Origin of the sequence: Actinoplanes sp. NPDC049118 (genome assembly GCF_040648555.1) — a bacterium.
Classification (GTDB): Bacteria; Actinomycetota; Actinomycetes; order Mycobacteriales; family Micromonosporaceae; genus Actinoplanes.
The window spans coordinates 1-19,763 of record NZ_JBEZDY010000007.1; the positions used below are offsets into that span (position 1 = coordinate 1).

The 19,763-nt window shown below is 69.3% G+C and carries 17 protein-coding genes, 3 tRNA genes, 1 rRNA gene and 3 pseudogenes; 13 read left to right on the forward strand and 11 right to left on the reverse strand.

Annotated elements, in window-relative coordinates:
- Together AB0B58_RS12135 and AB0B58_RS12140 are read right to left on the reverse strand one after the other, a co-directional pair.
- Positions 1–91: ribosomal RNA gene (locus AB0B58_RS12135) — 16S ribosomal RNA — on the reverse strand; the annotation flags it as partial.
- 880 nt (positions 92–971) lie between these two features.
- A pseudogene (locus tag AB0B58_RS12140) lies at positions 972–1,307 on the reverse strand (integrase core domain-containing protein); the annotation flags it as partial.
- Positions 1,308–1,820: 513 nt separating this feature from the next.
- Between AB0B58_RS12140 and AB0B58_RS12145 the strand changes: the two are divergent.
- Complete coding sequence (locus AB0B58_RS12145; protein WP_360221828.1) at positions 1,821–2,168, forward strand: hypothetical protein; 348 nt, start codon at positions 1,821–1,823, stop codon at positions 2,166–2,168.
- Positions 2,162–2,620 (forward strand): ATP-binding protein, encoded by a 459-nt coding sequence (locus AB0B58_RS12150; protein WP_360221831.1) that lies wholly within the window; start codon positions 2,162–2,164, stop codon positions 2,618–2,620. Before AB0B58_RS12145 ends, AB0B58_RS12150 begins: the two co-directional genes overlap by 7 nt.
- Here the strand turns inward: AB0B58_RS12150 and AB0B58_RS12155 are convergent.
- Positions 2,617–3,978, reverse strand: a complete 1,362-nt coding sequence (locus tag AB0B58_RS12155) for an NAD(P)/FAD-dependent oxidoreductase (RefSeq protein WP_360221834.1) — start codon at positions 3,976–3,978, stop codon at positions 2,617–2,619. The genes AB0B58_RS12150 and AB0B58_RS12155 overlap by 4 nt on opposite strands.
- A 38-nt stretch (positions 3,979–4,016) precedes the next feature.
- On the opposite strand from AB0B58_RS12155, the gene AB0B58_RS12160 reads away from it, so the two are divergent.
- Both AB0B58_RS12160 and AB0B58_RS12165 read left to right on the forward strand, forming a co-directional pair.
- The gene (locus tag AB0B58_RS12160) at positions 4,017–5,108 is read left to right on the forward strand and encodes a serine hydrolase domain-containing protein (protein WP_360221837.1); all 1,092 of its coding nucleotides are present in this window, start codon (positions 4,017–4,019) and stop codon (positions 5,106–5,108) included.
- A 108-nt stretch (positions 5,109–5,216) separates the two neighbouring features.
- Entirely contained in the window at positions 5,217–6,053 is an 837-nt protein-coding gene (locus AB0B58_RS12165) for a hypothetical protein (protein WP_360221840.1), read from the forward strand.
- Positions 6,054–6,181: 128 nt separating this feature from the next.
- Here AB0B58_RS12165 and AB0B58_RS12170 read toward each other — a convergent pair whose 3' ends face one another.
- Together AB0B58_RS12170 and AB0B58_RS12175 are read right to left on the reverse strand one after the other, a co-directional pair.
- Positions 6,182–7,513, reverse strand: coding sequence for a deoxyribodipyrimidine photo-lyase (locus tag AB0B58_RS12170; protein ID WP_360221843.1), 1,332 nt, complete (start codon positions 7,511–7,513; stop codon positions 6,182–6,184).
- A 1-nt stretch (position 7,514) separates the two neighbouring features.
- A complete protein-coding gene (locus AB0B58_RS12175) occupies positions 7,515–8,420 on the reverse strand; it encodes a phytoene/squalene synthase family protein (RefSeq protein WP_360221846.1) in 906 nt (301 codons plus the stop codon).
- Between the two features lie 77 nt (positions 8,421–8,497).
- On the opposite strand from AB0B58_RS12175, the gene AB0B58_RS12180 reads away from it, so the two are divergent.
- From AB0B58_RS12180 to AB0B58_RS12220, 9 genes and pseudogenes are all read left to right on the forward strand, one after another.
- Entirely contained in the window at positions 8,498–9,598 is a 1,101-nt protein-coding gene (locus AB0B58_RS12180; protein ID WP_360222684.1) for a polyprenyl synthetase family protein, read from the forward strand.
- Between the two features lie 31 nt (positions 9,599–9,629).
- Positions 9,630–11,135: a phytoene desaturase family protein gene (crtI, locus tag AB0B58_RS12185; protein WP_360221849.1), complete on the forward strand. Its 1,506-nt coding sequence runs from the start codon at positions 9,630–9,632 to the stop codon at positions 11,133–11,135.
- Entirely contained in the window at positions 11,132–11,722 is a 591-nt protein-coding gene (gene idi / locus AB0B58_RS12190) for an isopentenyl-diphosphate Delta-isomerase (RefSeq protein WP_360221852.1), read from the forward strand. The genes crtI and idi overlap by 4 nt, the downstream gene beginning before the upstream one ends.
- Positions 11,712–11,927: pseudogene (locus AB0B58_RS12195) on the forward strand (MerR family transcriptional regulator); the annotation flags it as partial. The gene idi and the pseudogene AB0B58_RS12195, both read left to right, overlap by 11 nt.
- 432 nt (positions 11,928–12,359) lie before the next feature.
- Positions 12,360–13,037: pseudogene (locus AB0B58_RS12200) on the forward strand (B12-binding domain-containing protein); the annotation flags it as partial.
- 122 nt (positions 13,038–13,159) lie between these two features.
- A tRNA-Glu gene (locus AB0B58_RS12205) sits at positions 13,160–13,232 on the forward strand.
- A 48-nt stretch (positions 13,233–13,280) separates the two neighbouring features.
- Positions 13,281–13,354, forward strand: a tRNA-Asp gene (locus tag AB0B58_RS12210).
- A 37-nt stretch (positions 13,355–13,391) separates the two neighbouring features.
- A tRNA-Phe gene (locus tag AB0B58_RS12215) sits at positions 13,392–13,468 on the forward strand.
- A gap of 233 nt (positions 13,469–13,701) precedes the next feature.
- Positions 13,702–14,022 carry a hypothetical protein gene (locus tag AB0B58_RS12220; protein WP_360221855.1) on the forward strand — a complete coding sequence of 107 codons (321 nt, stop codon included), beginning with the start codon at positions 13,702–13,704 and terminating at the stop codon, positions 14,020–14,022.
- A 707-nt stretch (positions 14,023–14,729) separates the two neighbouring features.
- Here the strand turns inward: AB0B58_RS12220 and AB0B58_RS12225 are convergent.
- From AB0B58_RS12225 to AB0B58_RS12250, 6 genes are all read right to left on the reverse strand, one after another.
- Entirely contained in the window at positions 14,730–15,383 is a 654-nt protein-coding gene (locus AB0B58_RS12225; RefSeq protein WP_360221858.1) for a hypothetical protein, read from the reverse strand.
- 183 nt (positions 15,384–15,566) lie between these two features.
- Positions 15,567–16,097, reverse strand: a complete 531-nt coding sequence (locus AB0B58_RS12230) for a hypothetical protein (RefSeq protein ID WP_360221861.1) — start codon at positions 16,095–16,097, stop codon at positions 15,567–15,569.
- A gap of 139 nt (positions 16,098–16,236) precedes the next feature.
- Positions 16,237–16,734, reverse strand: coding sequence for a hypothetical protein (locus tag AB0B58_RS12235; protein ID WP_360221864.1), 498 nt, complete (start codon positions 16,732–16,734; stop codon positions 16,237–16,239).
- 587 nt (positions 16,735–17,321) lie between these two features.
- The gene (locus AB0B58_RS12240) at positions 17,322–18,146 is read right to left on the reverse strand and encodes a phosphotransferase (RefSeq protein WP_360221867.1); all 825 of its coding nucleotides are present in this window, start codon (positions 18,144–18,146) and stop codon (positions 17,322–17,324) included.
- Complete coding sequence (locus tag AB0B58_RS12245) at positions 18,143–18,850, reverse strand: HAD family hydrolase (protein WP_360221870.1); 708 nt, start codon at positions 18,848–18,850, stop codon at positions 18,143–18,145. The genes AB0B58_RS12240 and AB0B58_RS12245 overlap by 4 nt, the downstream gene beginning before the upstream one ends.
- Positions 18,847–19,713: a winged helix-turn-helix domain-containing protein gene (locus AB0B58_RS12250; protein WP_360221873.1), complete on the reverse strand. Its 867-nt coding sequence runs from the start codon at positions 19,711–19,713 to the stop codon at positions 18,847–18,849. The genes AB0B58_RS12245 and AB0B58_RS12250 overlap by 4 nt, the downstream gene beginning before the upstream one ends.
- Positions 19,714–19,763: the final 50 nt, after the last annotated feature.

Here is a 19,763-nt window from a genome sequence, read left to right on the forward strand (position 1 = left end):
GAGTACCCCCGAAAGGGCCTTTCCGCTCGACTTGCATGTGTTAAGCACGCCGCCAGCGTTCGTCCTGAGCCAGGATCAAACTCTCCAACAAAAACTTGTTGAAAAACTCACCCCAGCAACAAACAATCTTGCTGCCAAAGGAAACCACAACCAATCCACCAAAGCAGACCAGCCACAGTCAAAAACCTATTGGCACTGGCTTATCTAGCACCCTGTTGAGTTCTCAAAGAACAACCACACACCGGAAAACCAGCCACCCTAACCAGGCAACCCGTCCCCGGGGCACTCGCTCAACTTTACTAGGTCTTCCTGGCCCTGTCAACCGGTATCTCCCGGTTCGTGCCGTTCGTCCCTAGCTAGCCCATCCTTCAAGCCGGGCCCGCGGTCAGCCGCACAAGGCAGCATCGTTACGATCCCGAAGTTCGAAGGATTTGGCAGGACGGCCGGTAGCTGATCTCCCCGATCTCTCGGTTCGTTCTGCTTGCCTCGCCCGTTTCCCTGCCGGCTCGCAAAACATTACCCGGTCGTTTCCCAGGCTCCAAATCGGCCCCCCGTGTCCCAGACCACAATGCCGCTACCTGCGCAAACGTATTTTGGGCCCGCTACGGACAGCGCAACGTCGCCGATCCAAACACGCAGCGTGGGCAATTCGCCTCAGACCCGAGCACCGCGCCGCCGTCCACAAGCCAGATCCCGCCCAACGCCACCACCACTCCAGGGGCCGCGGACCGCGGCGGAGAACTCACGCCCAGTGCTGGACGGGGAGAGAAGCCCTGGGCGACACCGCATGCCAGGCCGGGGCCTAATGGAGGGGCAAGGCCAGAGCCGGCCGGACCCGCCAGGGACCGGACCCGCCAGGGAAAGGTGTGAGCGAAACGGGCCGCACCCGCCAGGGCCAGGTATGAGCGAAACGGGCCGCACCCGCCAGGGCCAGGTATGAACGAAACGGGCCGCACCCGCCAGGGCCAGGTATGACGGCCGGCCAGGTTGTTCAACCTGGTGATGAGTGCGGCCTTGCCGATGGCGGTGTGGGGCCGGTGGTGGTGGTAATCGTGCAAGAACGCAGGTAGCGCAGCGTGGCAGGCCTTTTCGCTGCTGTAGAGCTTGGCGAAGGCCCAGCCGTCGGCGATGGTCCGGTGGAATCGTTCGACTATTCCGTTGGCCTGCGGCGGGTAGGGACGAGTCTTCTTCACCCTGATGCCCAGTTCGGTGCAGGTCTCGATCCAGAGCCGGGATTTGTAGGCCGAGCCGTTGTCCGACAGCACCCGGTGGGTGGTGACGCCACGGGCAGCGAACCCTGCAACAGCGGGAGCAACCCGCCCGGGCTGGGCAGGGCCGAAGCTGACCGAGCCGGGGCGGAACGGACCGAGTGGCGCAGGGCCGGAGCCGCCAGTGCAAGGCTGGGCAGAGCAGCGCAGGACCGGCAGGGCAGGACCGGCCGAAGCAGGCCGGCCGGAGCAGGCCGGGCTGGGCCTGGAACGGGCGGAGCCGGGAGGAGAGGCCCGGGGCAGGGGATGCGCGGCCTGGGCAGGGGCATAGAGATCCGTGTCAACACAGAGCCCGGGGAGTGTGACGGATCTTGGCAGGTAGGGGTGCGGACCTGCCACTTCACTCAACAGTTCCGTCCTGCGATTGGAGGCCCGGCAGTACCGCCCCGCGCGCCGGCAGACTCAGCGCCGGTGGGGTGGCACCGGTAGGCGCCGAGCGGCACTGCCAGGCCCGGCACTGGCCGCGCCGGTAGATCCGCACCGCGGACCGTTGCTCCAATAGCCTGCTCATCGGGTACGTTGCGGAGCCTCGGGGTTACTTGAGGAGGACTCATGGCCGCCACGGCGCCGATGGACCGGCTCGGTCCCGGCGGCCCCTTCTGCCTGACGTTCCCCGACGCCGCGGAACGGCTCGGCATCCCGGCCGGCCGGGCCCGCGGCAAGGGAGTCACCTGCCGCACAGACCTCGATGTACCCGGCGCCACCCTCCCGGAACGTGGCGTCGTGCACGGTGACGGGGCGTGTGGCGGCGGATCGGACGTGGCCCCGATGACGGAGCTTCCCGCCCAGCGCCGGTCTCACGGGCGAGGGCGGAACGAGCTCGCCCTGCGCGGAACCCGTCGAGCGAACGCCAACGACTACGGGCGTCCCGGCGCCCGGGATGCGGCTGCGCAATGGTGAGCGCCGACCCGGGCCGCACCGCCTCGAACCAGCCGCACTGCGCCGCTCCCGAGGAGGCCCCGCCGACCGGGACTACGGCGGTCCTGCTCGAGCTGGGCTTCGACGGCGACAGCCTCTCCGGCGTGCGGTCGGCCGTCGCCGCGCAGGTGGCCGCGATACCTGCCGGGCGCCTCGTGGACACGATGATGCTGATCGCCCACGAGCTGGCCAGCAATGCCGTCCGGCACGGCGGCGGCTCCGGCCGGTTGCGCCTGTGGCTGACCGGCGGCGCGTTGCACTGCGGGGTCAGCGATGCCGGGCCTGGCCTGGAGGAGCCGGCCTCCGCCGGGCGGGTTCTGCCCGCGCTGTCGCTTCCGGGCGGTCGCGGGCTGTGGATCGCCCGGCAGATGTCCGACCTGCGCATCGTCTCGTCGCCGCGCGGAACCACCGTCACCGCGACGCTTCCGCTCTAGAGGTTCCGAAGGGCGTCTCCGATCGCTCGGTGGAATGTCGGGTACGCCCAGATCGTCGCCTTGAGCGTGACCACGGGGACCTCGGCCTTCACCGCAACGGAGAGCGCACCCAGCATCTCCCCACCCGATGGGCCGGCAGATGTGCCGCCCACCAGCACGCCGCGGCTCCGATCGGCGACGAGCTTGATGAAGCCCTCATTGCCGGGGCCGTGGATGAAACCGCGCGACGAGGACGGCAGGCTCGAATAGCCGACCTGCACGTCGAGGCCGGCGTCGCGGGCCTGCTTCTCGGTGAGCCCGACCGCGCCGATCTCCGGATCGGTGAACGTGACGCGCGGCTTGGCGTGAAAGTCGGCGGCGGGGCCGCCCTGGCCGAGGATGTCCCGGACAGCGACATCCGCCTCGTACATCGCCATGTGGGTGAACGCGCCGTTGCCGGTCACGTCGCCGACCGCCCAGACCTTGTCGGCGACGCGCATCCGGTCGTCGGTGCCGAGGAACCGGGTCGACGGGTCCAGGCCGATCGCCTCGACGCCCAGGCCGTCCAGGCGGGCCGCGCGGCCGGTGGCGACGAGCAGCCGTTCCCCTGTCACGGTCGAGCCGTCGGAGAGTGCGACGGTGAAACCCGCGCCGGAGTGGGCGACGTGCTGTGCCCGTACCCCGGTGAGGATTTTGATTCCGTCGGCCGTCAGGGCCGCGGCGACCGTCTCGGAGGACTCGGGCTCCTCCATCGCGAGCACGCGGTCGCTGCCCTCGATGACCGTGACCTGCACGCCGAAACGTGCCATGACGTGGGAGAGCTCGAGGCCGATTGCGCCGCCGCCGAGGACGAGCATCGTGGCGGGCAGGGTCTCGGCCTCGACGGCCTCGCGGTTGGTCCAGTAGGGGGTGCCGGCGAGCCCGTCGACCGGCGGGATGACCGCCGTCGTGCCGGTGGCGATCACGATGCCGCGGCGCGCCGTCCACTCGCGGTCTTTCACCCTGACACGCCCCGGGCCGGCGATGGTGGCCCGGCCGCGGACGAAGTGGCCGCCCTTGGCGGTGAAACGGTCGACAGCGACCTTGTCGTCCCAGGTGTCGGTCGCCTCGTCCCGGATTCTGCGCGCGACGGGCGCCCAGTCGGGCTGCACCTGAGCATTGCCGGCCAGGCCCGGGATGCGACGAGCCTCGGCGAGCGCATTGCCGGCGCGGATCATCATCTTGGTCGGGATGCACCCCCAATAGGGACACTCGCCGCCGACCAGCGTGTGTTCGACGCCGACCACGTCGAGGCCGGCCTCCGCGAGCCGCCCGGCAGCCTCCTCGCCGCCGACGCCCAGGCCGACGACCACGACATCCACTTGCTGTCCTTCGCCCATATGACCAGCCTTCCATCTTTCGCCGGTACGGTGCGCACATGTCAGCGGACGATGACCCCCACGGCTTCGTGGCATCCGGATACGAGGTCGTCCGGGAGGCGCTCGCGGCACATCCCAGCGGCGGTTCCGCGCTCTGCGTGCTGCGGAACGGCGAGCCGGTGGTCGATCTGCATGAGGGCTGGGCGGACGCCGCCCGGACCCGGCCGTGGGTCGCGGAAACCCTGGTCAATGTGTATTCGGTAGGCAAGCCGGTGATCGCGCTGGGTGTGCTGCTGCTGGCGGACCGCGGCCTGGTCGGGCTCGATGACCCGATCGCGCGGCACTGGCCCGAATTCCAAACCCCCGCTTCGGTACGCCAGGTGCTGACGCATACGGCCGGTCTGCCGTTCTTTCCCGAACCCCGGGAGGCGCCGGACTGGAGCGACTGGGACCTGCTCTGCGCTGACCTGGCCGACGCGAGCCCGCAGTGGCCGCCGGGAACGGTGGCGGCCGAGCACGCGCTGACCTACGGACACCTGCTGGGCGAGGTCATCCGCCGGGTCGACGGCCGACCGCCCGCGCGCTTCGTCGCCGAGGAGATCGCCGCGCCGTGGGGGCTGGACTTCGGCTTCGGAGCCTCCGAGCCGCAGCGATGCGCCGAGCTCGAGTTCGACCGGCCGGACCGGCCCGCGCTGATGCTCGGCGAGCCCGGCTCGGTGCGTACGCGGTCGATCCTGAACCCTCCGGGCGCCCGTGACCTCGCGGTCGTCAACGGCCCGCTCTGGCGGAATGCCGTCATTCCGGCGGTGAACCTGCACGCCACGGCGGCGTCCCTCGCGCGCTTCTATGCCGGACTGCTTGCCGGTGGGGTTCTGGACGGCCGTCGGTTGCTGAGCGCGGCGCTCGTCGCGGACCTGACGTCGGCGCACTTCTCGGGTCAGGACCTCTTCATCGAGAGCCCGACGACCTGGGGTCTCGGCGTGCAGCTGGAGCCGGACGGGACATGGGGCATGGGCGGTCTCGGCGGCAACGCGGCGTGGGCGGACCCGGCCACGGGTCACGCGATCGCCTACGTCACGCGGCAGCTCGGCGACTTCGACCGGGTCGGGGCGATCGACGCCGCGATCTCCTCGGTACGACTTCTCAGCTGACCCGGGTCGCCGCCGATTCTGTCCCCCGCGGAACATTCTGTTTCCTGCGCACGAGGAATCATCAGGATGACGGGGGCGGTCATGAGGGGGCGATGGCAGGCAGCGCTGGTGTCTGTCATCCTCGTGGCCGCTACCGTGGCGCTGCCCGGGGCTTCGACCGCGGGCAGCGCCCGCCTCACCGCGGCGCCGCCGAACACCCGGGCCATGTGGTTGTGGGGCGACGACCCCGCCGCCGAGGTGGTGCCCTGGGCAGTGCGGCACAACATCTCCGAGATCTTCGTGCACGTCGCGCCGTCGGTGCTGACCAACGGTGACCTCGCGCGGCTGCGGGAGATGAAGACGCTCGCCGACGCCCAGAAGATCAAGCTGCGGGCGCTGGGCGGCGATCCGGACTGGGTCAACGATCACGCCGCGGCGCTCGCCTGGCAGCGGGCCGCGATGACCACCGGCCTCTTCACCGGCATCCACCTGGACGTCGAGCCGTACCTGAGCGACGGCTGGACCACCGACCTGCGGGCCACCCTGACGGCGTACCTGAAGCTGCTGGAGAGGATGCGGGCGGCGGCCGGCACGCTTCCGATCGAGGCCGACGTGCCTTTCTGGCTCGGCGAGTACAAGGTCGGCTCGAGGAACCTGGCCGACGAGGTGCTGCGGCGGGTGAACAGCGTGACCGTGATGAGCTACCGGGACACCGGGACCGGCGTGAACTCCATCCTTTCGATCAGTCAGGACTGGCTCGCACGGGGGAGGGTCGCAGGCAAGCGGGTGCGCCTGGGCGCGGAGACCGGGCCGCTGGCGGACTGCCCGCACTGCACCTTCCACGAGGAGGGCGCGACCCGCCTCGGCGATGAACTGGCCAAGGTGGACGCCGCGACGCGTAGGTCGGCGGCCTTCGGCGGGATCGCGGTACACCGTTACCGCACCTGGCGGACGTTGCCGGCCTGAAATTGCGCGCCCCCGCCCGCCGGACGGGTTGGCGCGGGTCCCGCCGGCCTTCAACGGACGAACGCGACGGGTCGGCAGGACCCGCTCCCACTCCCGCCCGGCGTACCGGACGGAGCTCCACCACCGGATCACGGCCGCAGCCAGACCGGATCGTCGCGATGCGACTCGAGTGGCCCGGGATAGTCGAGCCCCGAGCGCACCGCCTCCGGTAGACGCCAGGGCTGGTGCACGGCCTTTCCCTCGACGGATTTCAACTCGGGAACGTAACGACGAACGTACGCGCCGTCTGGGTCGAAGCGCTCGGCCTGCCGGATCGGGTTGAACCCCCGGTGCGGCCGGGTGTCGTGGCCCGTGCCGGCCACCCACTGCCAGTTGCCGGAGTTGTTCGGCACGTCGCCGTCGATCAGCCAGCGGAAGAACCACTGCAGGCCGTCGCGCCAGTCCAGGCCGAGGTGCTTGGTGAGGAACGACGCGGTGATCAGCCGGGCACGGTTGTGCATCCATCCCTCGGCGCGCAACTGCCGCATGCCGGCGTCCACCACCGGCACCCCGGTCGAGCCGTTCTGCCAATGCTTGAGCGCGTCCTCATCGGCACGCCACCCGGAGTCGCCCGCCTTTCGATAGGCCTCGGTCGAGATCGCCGGAAACGCGGCGGTGACCTGGTAGTAGAAGTCGCGCCAACAGAGTTGGCGCACGAAGGCGTCCGGTCCCGGCCCGCTGATCCCCCGGGCCGCGTTCGCCACGGCCAGCGGCGAGACGCATCCGAACCGCAGGTAGCCGCTCAGCCGCGAGGTGCCGTCGGCGGCCATGTGGTCGTGCAGGCCGTCGTAGGGCTCGATGTCCTGAAGCCAGGCCTCGAGCCGGCGCTGCCCCTCGCTCTCGCCGCCCCGCACCCCCGCCGGGGACTCGCTCTCCGGCGCCCTCGGAAGGCCGCCGACGACGATGTCCGGGGGCAGGGTGATCTTGCCAGGGGTGGCGGCCTCGTCGCGCCACTCCGCCGACTCCCAGGCCCGGTGGTACGGCGAGAAGACCCTGTAGTGGTCGCCGCCGGCCGGCCGCACTCCGCCCGGTGGGACGACCGTGGTGCCGGGGAAGAGCCGCAACGAGATGCGGTGCCGCTCACACTCTCGCTCGAGGCGCCGCTCCCGGCGCCGGGCGTAGCCGCTGACATCGGCGGCGAGCGCGATCCCCTCGGCGTCGACCTCGCGGGCCAGCCTGATCGCCTCCGCGACCGGTTCGCCGGTGCGGATGACCAGGTCGCCGCCCTTGCGACGCAGCGTCTCGCGCAGGTCGGCGAGGCTCTGGTGCAGGAAGAGCGCCCGGTTCGACGAGAGCCGCAGCAGGTGCGGATCGAGCACGAATAGCGGCACGACCCGCTCGGCGGCGGCGCAGGCGGCGGCGAGGGCGGGGTTGTCGTGCACCCGCAGGTCGCGGGTGAACAGGACCACTGCGGTCCGCATCTCAGCCTCGGTCCGATGCGGCCATCGGGGTACCCGCCCTGGTCAGGATGCAGCGGGCCACCACCCGGGCGCGGCGCCGGCCGGGGACCGTCGCCCGCCGGGCGAAGACGTCGTAGTCGGCCGCGACGACCTCGTCGAGGATCCCGCGGTACAGCTGGAAGGCCGCGCGCATGCATGCCTGTGAGCCGGGCAGCAGCAGGGGTACGCCGGGAGCCGCGGCGGCGTAGTGCTCGTCGGCGCGGGCCACCGCGGCCCGGATCAGGGCTTTGATCCGCGGGGTCGAGCGGCCTTGCGCCCGAGCGGCCAGCAGGTCGTCGCGGGTGACGCCGAACTCGGCCAGGTGGTCGTCCGGCAGGTAGGTGCGGCCGCGGTCGAGATCCTCGGCGACGTCACGGATGAAGTTGGTGAGCTGAAAGGCGAAGCCGAGCTGGCGGGCCGGCTCGCGGGCGGCGGCCGGGTCGCTCGAGCCAAGGATGGGCAGCATCATCGTGCCGATGACGGCCGCCGAGCCCTCCATGTAGCCGAGCAGGTCGTCATACGTCGCATACGACGTGACGGTGAGATCCATCGCCATGCTGCGCAGGAACGACGTGAAGTCGGCAGGGTTCAGGTCGAATACCGCGATCGTGTAGAGCACCGCCGGCAGCAACGGGTCGTCGGCCGATTCGCCGGCCAGCCCGGCGAGGAACCCGTCGGACCAGGCGTTGAGCCGAGCTGCGCGCGCGCTCGGGTGCAGATCCTCGGTGCGGTCGACGATCTCGTCGGCGTAGCGGGCGAAGCCGTAGAGCGCGTGCACGTGGCGACGCTTCCAGGACGGCAGCAACCGGGTGGCCAGATAATAGGTGCGACCGTGGCGCTTGTGGATCTCGCGGCACCGTTCGTATGCGGCTGCAAGGTCGATCTCCACGGGCCCCTCCCAACGAATCGACTCATGAATCGACGCAACTGGAATCCTACGGTACTCTCGCTGTCGTGGCCAACGACATCCTCGAGGGAAACCCTCGTTTCGGGATACCTCGCCAGACCGTCCCTTCAGGTGATCTGGTGTCCGCGGTCGAGGGCAGCCTGGCCGAGTTCCTGAACGGTCAGATCTCGGCGCTGAGCTGCGTGGATCCGGCACTCGGCCGGTTCGCCGGCACGACCCGGGATCTCGTGCTGGCCGGCGGCAAGCGGCTGCGCCCGACCTTCGCCTACTGGGGCTGGCGCGGCGTCGTCGGCCCGCGCGAACCCGTCGAGCCGGTGCTGCCGGCCCTCGCCGCCCTGGAACTGATGCACACGTTCGCGCTGGTACATGACGACGTCATGGACGGCTCGGCGACCCGGCGGGGCCGCCCGACGGCGCACCGGATCTTCGCCGGGCAGCACAGCGACGCTGGCCGGCTCGGCGATCCCGAGCGGTTCGGCACGACGTCGGCGATCCTCGTCGGCGACCTCTGCCTGGTCTGGGCGGATCAGCTCATGGCCCGGGCGGCGCTCTGCACGGCGACGTTGTTCGCCGCGCGCGCCGGCTACGACCGGATGCGCGCCGAGGCCATCGCGGGGCAGTATCTGGACGTCCTCGGCGAGGCTGCACCCGGCACCTGGTCCCTCGATCGCGCGCTCCTGGTCGCCCGGCACAAGACGGCGAGCTACACCGTGCAGCGCCCGCTCCAGTTCGGGCTCACGCTGGCCGGCCCGGCTGAAGCGGACGTGGCCGCGATCGACGAGGCCTACAACCGATACGGCCTCGCGGTCGGTGAGGCGTTCCAGCTCTGCGACGACCTCCTGGGTGTCTACGGCGACCCCGTCGTCACCGGCAAGCCGGCCGGCGACGACCTGCGTACCGGAAAGCCCACCGCCCTGCTGATGCTGGCGCACCAGCTCGCCGACCCCGCGCAGCAGGCCGAGCTGGCGCGGGACTCCGCCGAAACCGTCGATCGGCGGGCCGAGGTGATCGCCGAGACCGGCGCCGTCGCGCAGGTGGAGGCCCTGATTCAGCGGCGGGTGGCCGAGGGCGTCGAGGCGATCGCGGGCGCGCCGATCCACCCCGAGGCCCGCGCCGCGCTGACGGACCTGGCGGTCACCGCGACCCACCGCCCGACATGATGACCCTTCTCCGGACCCCTGGAGCTGTGACGTGCGAAGAGTGACGGGACCGACAGACCACGTGGTCGTGGTCGGCGCCGGGCTTGGCGGGCTGGCCTGCGCGCTGCACCTCGCCGCGGCCGGGCGACAGGTGACGGTCGTCGAACGGGAGGCGGTGCCGGGCGGCCGGGCCGGCAGACTCTCCGTCGACGGATACGAGTTCGACACCGGGCCGACGGTGCTGACCATGCCCGAGCTGATCGCCGAGCCGCTCGCGGCCGTCGGGGAGAAGCTGTCCGACTGGCTCGAACTGACGCCGCTCGACCCGGCATACCGGGCCTACTACCCGGACGGATCCACGCTGGATGTGCGCACCGACACGGTCCTGATGGCCGCCGAGATCTCCCGGCTCTGTGGACCCCGCGAGGCCGACGGCTACCTGCGCTTCGTCGATTTCGCCCGCGATCTGTGGCGCCTGGAGCGGGACGCCTTCATCGACCGCAACCTGGACACCCCGCTAGACCTGGTCAATCTCAACCTGCTCAAGCTGCTCGGCATGGGCGGCTTCCGCCGGCTCCAGCCGAAGATCAACCAGTACTTCCGCGACCATCGCACCCAGCGCATCTTCTCCTTCCAGGCCATGTACGCGGGCCTGGCGCCGCACGACGCCCTCGCCATCTACGCGGTCATCGCCTACCTCGACTCGGTGGCTGGCGTCTTCTTCCCCCGCGGCGGCATGCACGCGGTGCCGAAGGCGCTGGCGGGCGCGGCGGAGAAGCACGGCGTGCAGTTCCGTTACGAGACGACGGTGACCGGGGTGGAGACGGCGAATGGTCGCGCGACCGCCGTATTGACCGATGGCGGCGAGCGCCTCACGGCCGACGTCGTGGTGCTCAACCCGGATCTTCCGGTCGCCTACCGCGACCTGCTGCCCGGCTCCCGCCGCCCACGCCGGCTGAAGTACTCGCCGTCCTGCGTCGTGCTCCACGTCGGGTCCACGCAGAGCTACACGAAGATCGCCCACCACAACATCCACTTCGGAACGGCATGGAAGGGCACCTTCGATGAGGTCATCAACCAGGGTCTGTTGATGAGCGACCCGTCGCTGCTGGTCACCAACCCCAGTCGCAGCGACCCCGCTGCGGCACCGGCCGGACGCCAGACCTACTACGTGCTGGCCCCTACCCCGAACCTCGACGTGGCGCCACTGGACTGGAGGGGCGGGCTCGGCCGCCGCTACGCCGACGAACTGGTCGGGGTGCTGGAGCAGCGCGGCTACGTGGGCTTCCGGGACGGCATCGAGGTCGAGCGCGTGATCACCCCTGACGACTGGGCCGCCCAGGGCATGGCCGCCGGCACTCCGTTCGCGTCGGCGCACACCTTCACCCAGACCGGACCGTTCCGGCCGGCGAATCTGCACCCGACCCTGGGAAACGTGGTATTCGCCGGCTCCGGCACCCAGCCCGGCGTCGGCGTACCGATGGTGCTGATCTCCGGAAAGCTGGCGGCCTCCCGCATCACGGGCGCCGCGAAGAACCTCGGCGGGAGGGTGGCATGACCGACTACCGCGAGGCCCACCTCGTCGAGCTGGTCGACACCCTCGGCGAGCCGACCGGCGCCGCCACGGTCGATGACGCGCACCGGGCGCCCGGCCGGCTGCACCGGGCCTTCTCCGTGTTCCTCCGCGATCCGTCCGGCCGGGTCCTGCTGCAACAGCGGGCCGCGATCAAGACCCGGTTTCCGCTGCGCTGGGCCAACACGTGCTGCGGCCATCCCCTGCCGGGCGAGGCGCCGGCGACGGCCGCCGCCCGCCGCCTGGTCGAGGAGATCGGCGTGCACGGTGTCGACCTGACCGAGACGGGCGTGTACTCGTACTACGCGGAAGACTCGTCGACCGGCCGCGTCGAATACGAGTACGACCACGTGTTGGTGGGCGACGTGCCGGCCGGCCTGAGCCTGCTGGTCGACCCCGAAGAGGTGGCGGCTGTCCGCTGGGTCACGGTCGAGGAGCTCAACGCGGGCCTGGACGAGGATCCCCGGTCGTACGCACCCTGGCTGCAGGGGGTCACCGGTTCCCTGATCCGCCACCTGGAGGCACAACCACGGCCGGCCGACGATGCACCGGAGCCATCGGGTGGCCGATGAGGCACTGACGGCCGGGGCCGTCGCCCGCCGTCTGGGCGTCGCCGTGACCACGCTGCGCACCTGGCACCAGCGGTACGGGCTCGGGCCCAGTCATCACGTCCCGGGCCAGCACCGGCGCTACACGCCGGAGGACATGGCCCGGCTACAGGTGATGCGGCGGCTGACCGCCCAGGGCGTGGCACCGGCGGAGGCGGCGGCCTGGGCCCGCCGACACGACCCGCGACCCGAAACGCACGACGACAATCACGGGACGACGAGCCGGCACGCCACCCGCCAGGGCGCTCACCACGAAACTCCCGCAACGACGGGCGGCCACGGCTCGGCGCACGGCGCCGGGGACGGGATCGGCGACGACCAGACCGGGGAAGTCGGCGTTCCTCGACCGGCGGACGGCGACCAGCCGACTCGGAGGGCCGGCGGCGGGGGCGCGGAGAACGCAAGCGGCCAGGGACCAGCAGCAGCGAGCGGCCGCACCGGCGCGGACGAGGCTCGACGATCACCGGGCGATCGCGACGGCCCGTCGTCGGCCGGCGGGACCCGGCCCTCCCCTGACGCTTCCCCATCGTCGGCGGCCAGGCGGCGACCCGCCCCGGTCGCCAGGATGGATGCCGTGTGGCCCGATCGACTCCTCGCCGCGCGCGACGGTGGCGGGAACGCCATCCGCACCGGAAGGTCCGGGCCCGCCGCCCGCGGCCTCGCCCGGGCCGCCATGCGGCTGGACGCACCGGCCCTTCGCGAGATTCTCGAGACGAGCGTCGCCGACCGCGGCGTCGTCGCGGCCTGGGAGGAAGTGATCATCCCGGTGCTGGTCGGCATCGGCGACCGCTACGCGGCCACCAAACGCTTCATCGAGGTCGAACACCTGATCTCGCGCAGCATCACGGAGGTGCTCGGCTCGGTGCCCCGGCCACCGGGCCTCCAGTCGCCGCGGGTACTGCTCGCGGCCGCCGACGAGGAGCAGCACACGCTCCCCCTGGAGGCGCTGGCCGCCGCGCTGGCCGAGGCAGGCGTCCCCAGCCGGCTACTCGGGGCCCGGGTGCCGCCGCAGGCGCTCAGCGACGCCGTCTCCCGGACGGGGCCGGCCGCGGTCGTGCTCTGGTCCCACCTGCCGAGCACCGGCAGCCCGGAGCAATGGGTGAGCCTGCTCACCGGACCGCACCGGCCGCTGCTCGCCGCGGCGGCCGGACCGGGCTGGCCGAGGCACGAACTTCCCGAAGACGTCACCCCGCTGCACAGCCTCGCCGAGGCGGTACAGCTGGTTTCGATCGCCGCCCTTCCGGCTGGCCAGGCACATCACCGCAGGTCAGAGCCCTAGACGCGGCGTTGGGGATACCGGTTTGGTTGAGGGCAGGGGGATCACGTATGCTTTCCAAGCCTCAAGCGGGGCCGGTTGGGGCCCACGCCGCCGGAGTTGAAATATGCAATGATGGCGGGGTTGCCCTCATCGTCTAGTGGCCCAGGACGCCGCCCTTTCAAGGCGGTAGCACGGGTTCGAATCCCGTTGGGGGTACGAACCGACCTCGGTCGGGGTAAGTGGTAAGAAGTAGCAGCACAGCAAGGTCCTGTGGAGCAGTTGGAGTGCTCGCCGCCCTGTCAAGGCGGAGGTCGCGGGTTCAAGTCCCGTCAGGACCGCAACTAGCCAGAAACCGCGCGCACCGTGGCGCGGCAAGGCCAGGTAGCTCAGTTGGTACGAGCGTCCGACTGAAAATCGGAAGGTCGGCGGTTCGACCCCGCCCCTGGCCACCAAGCCTCTCGCCGGGCTTTGAGCACCGCCCACCTGCGGAAACGCCGGTGGGCGTTTTGCTTTCCCGACGCTGCCGGTCGGCTCGGTCAGTACCCGTGGATCACCTCTGTTGGCCGGCTTTTACCGATCCTTGTCGCACGCAGGTCGCACGCAAGATCACTCAATCCACCTGCCGTCCGCCGGCAACCCAGGCAATGATGCCCTCGATCGGTAGCTGACTTGAGATGATCTGGCCGTGAGTGACGGAAAGCCGAACGACGACCCCTTGCAGGTGGTTCGTCGGGCGCCGAGCTACCCGGCCTTCCTGAGAGTTGCGCGACTCTACGCAAGTGGGCTTGCCTTGCTGATGATCCCGGTTCTCGTCGTGGCGTGCTCGGGCCTGGACGTATGGTTCCTGCTGCCCAGTGCAGCGGGCTTCGCACTGCTAGTCGTGGCGTTCGTGCTGGCAGCCAAGGGGTACCAGCAGCTTGAGCACGATCTTCCCGACGAAAAGATCACCGGCGTCCGGTCAGCGGCCACCATTGCGGCATTCCAGGACTTAGTCCGCCGCCGGTAGACCCCCATCCACGCGGCTACCCCTTGCCATCCCGTCCACCGTCGACCCACACACCGTGGAGCGGGCCTGCCCCAGGGCGCCAAGGTGGAGCGCCCTACCGGACGAACGACCTTGGCGCCCTGGGGCAGGTCTGCTCGGCTCTGCCTGGGTCGTCGGTGGGCGGGAGGGCACCCCTCATCCCAGAAGCCTGAGTGCTCCCGCTGGAGGCATCGTCTGCTCATGCACCGCCGCAGAGACTGGCCGGCGCGCCGGCCGATGCCGGCCGGAGGCCGCCAGCAGGCCGAGCGCGTCCGGCCGCGCCGCGCTTGCGCGGCGCCTTGATCCAGAAAAGATCAATTCGGCAGTATTCAGCGGAGAACGGTTGTCCCGCCACGGCGTGACACTGTTGCAGGCGGAGAGGGGGCGCCGTCCGTGCTCGGCTGCGACTCGGAAAGCCGTCCGCCGCCGCGTCACCCTGTCGTGCGCGTCCGAGCCGGTTGCTGTCAACGTTGCTGTCACGGCTGAGTCTCGCAGGCTTGCCGCAGCCGAGGTCCCTGCTGTGGTGCTGTCTGTCCGACAGCCGGTTTAGGAATGAGGCGGCGCTAAGCGGTGATCGCGCTTGTGAGCTGCGAGAACACGACCCTGACTCGGTCGAGGCCTCCGATCATTGCACTCACTCTGCACGTCGACCCAGGTGCACATGGCTGGGACGCGAAGTCACGACGCACTTACCGCCTCGTCGCCTCCGACTTCCGGTCAAGTCGGAACATCTTCCTGACTCGCCCTCGGGCCGAGCTGCGGGCTCGCGAAGCCGCCTGTCGGGACGGTGGCCTCATGGTGACGGTAATCTCCTCGATCCGTTCCAGGAGTGCGCGCCGTTCTCCGATGACCTCAATCCAGCCGGCCTTGAAAGCTTCGTCGTCGAGACTGTCGTGCAGGTATCGGTCCACGTGGAGCAAGGAATCCTGGTACGACGCACGGTTCAGCGAAAGCTTGCTCCAATACGGAGCCTTCGGCCGCGTGAGCGCGAGATGCCGTTCGAGGCGGTTCGCACGTGTAAGTGCCTCAGTGATAACCCGGTCGGCCTCTCCCTCCTTCTGCGTCGCCTCCGCTTTCGACAATCTAACTTTGTCTTGGTCGAATTGCGCGTCGCCTGCAAGCATGCTTAGGAGCCGCACACCCTCGCTGGCCGCGCGTAGGTCGTTCTCAGCCCTAGGCAACTCAACTTCGACCAGGGCGACGAACTCGATGAGATTCTTTTCCCAACGGTCATGCCGCCGGATAGACGCCTGCACGCGCGGGACGATGAACACCTGAACCACGGCCTGAACGATGAGCGCGCTCGCAAGGCCGATGACACCACCGAGGAGGATGTCTGACATCTACACACGGTCGCATGCGTCTGCCAGTCACCCAAAGGTTGACTCCTTGACCCCCCAGGCAATTTATGATCTTCGACGACCCGCTCGATCCCCGGCTTGAGCTGGGCTGCATCGTCCACCATCGTCCGCGGGCGTCCGTCACGATCACCCGCGATTGTCACTCAGTTAGTCACCCGAACAGCTCTACGACGGAGCAGCACGCGAGGTGTCTTCAGTTTGCGTCGGCTGCCGTAGCCGCCTAGAAGCCGTGCCGATGAACGCATCCAATGCATCCTTTGCTCGCTCGCCCTTTTGCTTGCGTTCCTGATCCTCGTCCGGATCCCTGATCCCGGCCGCTCGTTCCCATGCCTGCTGTGCGGCTTCGACCAAGTCCGCATCGTCGTCTAGCAGTCGCAACTTCAGTTGTACGTTTCGGGCGACGGCGTACACCCGGTAGTAGTGATCCCGCGCCGCCTCAAATCCCGGTCCATCCGGGTCATCCCGGAGACGATGCCAGCGGTCGTGGGCCGCGCGTCGTAGGTCGGTAATCGCTCCAGCGAACTCGGCGTAAACCGCGAGGCGTTCTTGCCGGGTCCTCTCAAGATCGCGATCGATTCGTTCCCGTTCGGACTTCGTACGTTCCCGTACGTCGGTTCGCCGTTGTGTCAGCCACACACCGCCGAGCGTTATCAGGGCGCCAACGATCGTGCCGATGAGGCCTGCAAAGTCCCTCACCAGCTCAGGCTAACGCCGTTGGCACAACACGTGGCGCTGACGACCTCTTGCTTGTAAGTCCTGGACGACTCGCCTGGCGCCGTCCGTACATGGTCGTGACCTCGGAGCGCTGTCCATCGGTGCCTCGCATCGGCCGAGATCATCCGGGCCGGTTGCTGTCAGCGTTGCTGTCATAGGCGTCGCTTAAATCGATCTCACTTTCCGCTATGTGAAGATCGAAATGGAGCCTCCACACCGGTAGTGCTGTGACCACGATCGCCGCGCTGATCATGACGGCAAGACAGAAGGGACCAGCCAGTATCGGGAACCATCCGCGTGTTCCTGTGAACAACACCGTCGTCGCACATACCTCACCGGCGGCGATGCCCGCGCAGAGGACTGCAATCCCCGTAAACATGCCCCGTAGGACACGACTGAACCACCTGTCCCGCTGTTGCTGCTTCACATGCACCATGCGGAGCCACTTCAGCTCGTCAGAATCGAGGTCCGGTCGATTGAGTTCTGCGTTCCTGCGCGCTGGGCGTGACAAAAATGTCTCGATGGGCTTTCGCAGGAATAAACCGATCTCAACCGTCAACGCGATTAGGAGGGCGGGCAGCACCTGGGCCACGGTCGCGTAAAAGGCTTCGTTGCGCACGGGTGACATGGTTCCAAGGGACCGCAAGTTCGTCCAGACGCGATGAGCCGTCCCCGTCACGTTCGCCTCCTCCCCTCCGAAAGCAGCTCTCCCGCACCGTCACCCATCGTCCCGCCCAATCGTGGGAGCGGGCACCGGCCGGCTCCCGGCGCGTCAAGACGGCCTTGACAGATGCAGCGAGGCCGCTGGGAGCCGGCCGGGGTCTGCTCGGCTTGCCCGGGTCGCTGGGTGACGGACGCAGAGGCGCGAAACCACGCACCGACCGCAAGCTGCTGACGGCCCCCCAGTCACCCGGAGCGCCCCCGCCGGAGGCGTAGTAAGCCCAGCCATCTACGGCCCCGGACTTTCCTCAGTCCTTCGGCAGGCCCGACTCTCTTGCGCTCTCCACGAGTGTCGACGGGGAGCGGTTAGCGTGCCGTCGCCCGCATCCCCCGCGGGCGACGGTGCGCTGCCCCCGGCGACGGAGTGAGCGGCCCGCTTCGGGCCGCCTTGAAAGGTGTATAGAAAGCTTGAACAGCAGCAGCGCCGTAACGCATCAAAGGAGCCCGGCAGTAGCAGCGCTGTACCGCCGACGTAACGATGAGTGCTCAGACGCGGGCGGTGTCGGCGATGGTCATCCAGGCTTCGACCCGTTCGGGCGCGACCTCTGCGAGCTTGGCGACATGCCGGACGAGGCCTGGGGAGTCTCGGAAGCGCGCGACTCTGATGGCGAGTACGGCGACGTCGTAGGCGCATTCGCCGGCCATACCCCGCGGATCGATGTACTTCCATTCACATGTTCCGCTGGCGATGATGTTGCCGAGCGAGGCATCGGCGTGGCACAGCCCTGGTGTGTGGTCGCGAGCCAGCTCAGCCAGTTCCATCAGTGCCGCTTCGCGATCGCCGGGCGGTGCGACGGTGGCCCCGGCCCGCAGGTCGATGAGATGGTCGGCTTCGAGCCGGCTTCGCAGCCAGTCGATGAGTGACGGCATCTCGGCGTGGGGCGGGGGTTGGTAGCGCATCGCGGCCAGGGGTACGAAGAGCGCTTCGAGGCTGACGGTGGAAGGGTCTGCCTGGTAGAGCGACGTTCCTGGCTGCACCCGGTCGAGCACTGTCCAGGTGCCGTGGTCAAAGGTCAGGGTCTGGCGGACTGTCGGCGAGATCCCTAGGCCGGCGAGTGCAGTGGCGACGGCGGCCTGGTCGGGTCCGTGCGGGTCAGGGCTTCCGCGCAAAACGAGCGGTCCGTCCGGGGTTTCGACTGCGACCACGAATCCATACCGCGCGGGCAGCACGGCACGCGGTGTGGCCTGGTACAGGTCACAGAGGGCACGGAGTTCCGCGCCGGCCCGTCCTGCCCAGGACTCGGCGACATCCGGCCAGCGTTGCTGCACGTTGGCGAGGACTGCGGCCGGTATTGGCGGTACGTCGGTCATGTCGCCGGGCTGGTCGCCACGTTGTGGACGGCGGTGACCACCTCGTGCATCGTGTCGATGACGGTGTCGGCTCCGGCGTCGCGGAGGCGCTGGTGTTTGCCGGGCTTGTTGGCGTAACCGATGGTGGCGATGCCGGCGGCCTGGCCGGCTTCGATGTCGCTGACCGAGTCACCGATGAACGCGGTGTTTGCGGGCTGCGCGTGCGCCGCAGTGATTCCTTGTGTGACCAGGTACGGATGAGGCTTGAGCAGGCGCGGATCCATGCCGTCGTGTCGTGCGGCGATGGCATGGACATGCCTGGTCAGGTCGTGGGAGCGGAGATAGGCCTCGATGGCCGCGGCGGCGTTGTTGCTGACGATGACGACGCGCCGGCCGGATTCGTGGGCGGCGCGGATGACGTCGTCCGCGCCGGAAGCGGGTGTTGCGGTGGCTACTGCGGTGACCTCCGCGTCGCGGCAGGCGTCCGCGAGCGTTCGGGTCAGCGCGTCGTCTCCGAGATCGGCGACCTGGCGCAGGATTTGTAGGGGGTCAGTGTTCTGCGCACCGAGTTGCGGCGGCACGGCCTCGGCGAGCTCGGCGCGGATGATGCCGTGCAGGTGCGCGGCGACGGTGGCTGCGGGGTGACCGGCGAAGACGGCGCAGACAGGTCCGTCGAAGTCGATCAGCAGGCATCGGGCGCGGCCGACCAGGTCGGCGAGGGTCATGGGGTGTACTCGTGGGCGATGCTGGTCCACACGCTGTCGAACCAGGTACGGGCCTGGTCGACGAACTGGTCTGCGGCGTCGTCGTCTTCGCCGCTGGTGGCGTAGTGGAACAGCGGGACGTCCTTGCCGAGCACGTCGAAGATCGTCACCGGTTGTTTGTCGACTGAGACGGTGTTGGTCACGACCGGGTAGAAGCCGAAGAACACTTCGTCGCGGTTGACGATGTAGAGCTTGGACAGCACGGTCGTGCCGTGGGCGCGGATCTCGACGGTGGCGTTGCGGACCAGCCCGAGCGTGCCCAGCTCGCTAACCGATTCGGTGATGGCCTCGGTGTTGCGGCGGGCGATGCGGGCCGCGCGTTCCCGTACGGCCGGGTCGTCGCCGGCGGGTTCCGCCCGCGACGGGATGACTGTAGGCAGACTCAGGTCCGGCAGCAGGATCCGGATCGCGACAGACTCCGGAGTGAGCCGGCCCGCACGGATCTTGTCGAGTGGTTCCTGAATCGCGCCGTGCAGGGTCTCGCTGGAAAACCCCGAGAAGTCGATGGTGACGTGTGGCCGCTCGAACGCGGCTTCGATGTGCGGGCGTAAGCCGACCGGTCGCTCTGTCTGGGCACGGACAAACGCGCCGCTCCCCTGCCGGGTGACGACCAGGCGGTCTTCGCGCAGGATGCGCAGCGCGGATTTGATGGTCTCGCGGGCTACGCCGTAGCGCTCGGCCAAGTCGTTCTGCGAGGGCAGCCGCTCGCCTGGCGCGAACTTGCGGGTGAGGATCGCCGCGCGCAGCACGTTGGCGATCTGCTGGGAGGCCGGGCGCGCATCGTCCGGCTCCAGGTCATCGAGGCTGCGGGCATCCACGTTCACTCCAGCAGGGTAAAGCCTGGCTAGCCAGGTTAGGAAATGTGGCGGGGTCC

What these genes read in the sequence shown, in the direction of transcription:
- AB0B58_RS12170 (WP_360221843.1), bottom strand. Translation starts at nt 7,513, where the DNA reads ATGCGGACCGCAGTGGTCCTGTTCACCCGCGACCTGCGGGTGCACGAC.
- AB0B58_RS12155 (WP_360221834.1), bottom strand. Translation starts at nt 3,978, where the DNA reads ATGGGCGAAGGACAGCAAGTGGATGTCGTGGTCGTCGGCCTGGGCGTC.
- AB0B58_RS12160 (WP_360221837.1), top strand. Translation starts at nt 4,017, where the DNA reads ATGTCAGCGGACGATGACCCCCACGGCTTCGTGGCATCCGGATACGAG.
- idi (WP_360221852.1), top strand. Translation starts at nt 11,132, where the DNA reads ATGACCGACTACCGCGAGGCCCACCTCGTCGAGCTGGTCGACACCCTC.
- AB0B58_RS12245 (WP_360221870.1), bottom strand. Translation starts at nt 18,850, where the DNA reads ATGACCCTCGCCGACCTGGTCGGCCGCGCCCGATGCCTGCTGATCGAC.
- AB0B58_RS12150 (WP_360221831.1), top strand. Translation starts at nt 2,162, where the DNA reads ATGGTGAGCGCCGACCCGGGCCGCACCGCCTCGAACCAGCCGCACTGC.
- AB0B58_RS12240 (WP_360221867.1), bottom strand. Translation starts at nt 18,146, where the DNA reads ATGACCGACGTACCGCCAATACCGGCCGCAGTCCTCGCCAACGTGCAG.
- AB0B58_RS12145 (WP_360221828.1), top strand. Translation starts at nt 1,821, where the DNA reads ATGGCCGCCACGGCGCCGATGGACCGGCTCGGTCCCGGCGGCCCCTTC.
- AB0B58_RS12225 (WP_360221858.1), bottom strand. Translation starts at nt 15,383, where the DNA reads ATGTCAGACATCCTCCTCGGTGGTGTCATCGGCCTTGCGAGCGCGCTC.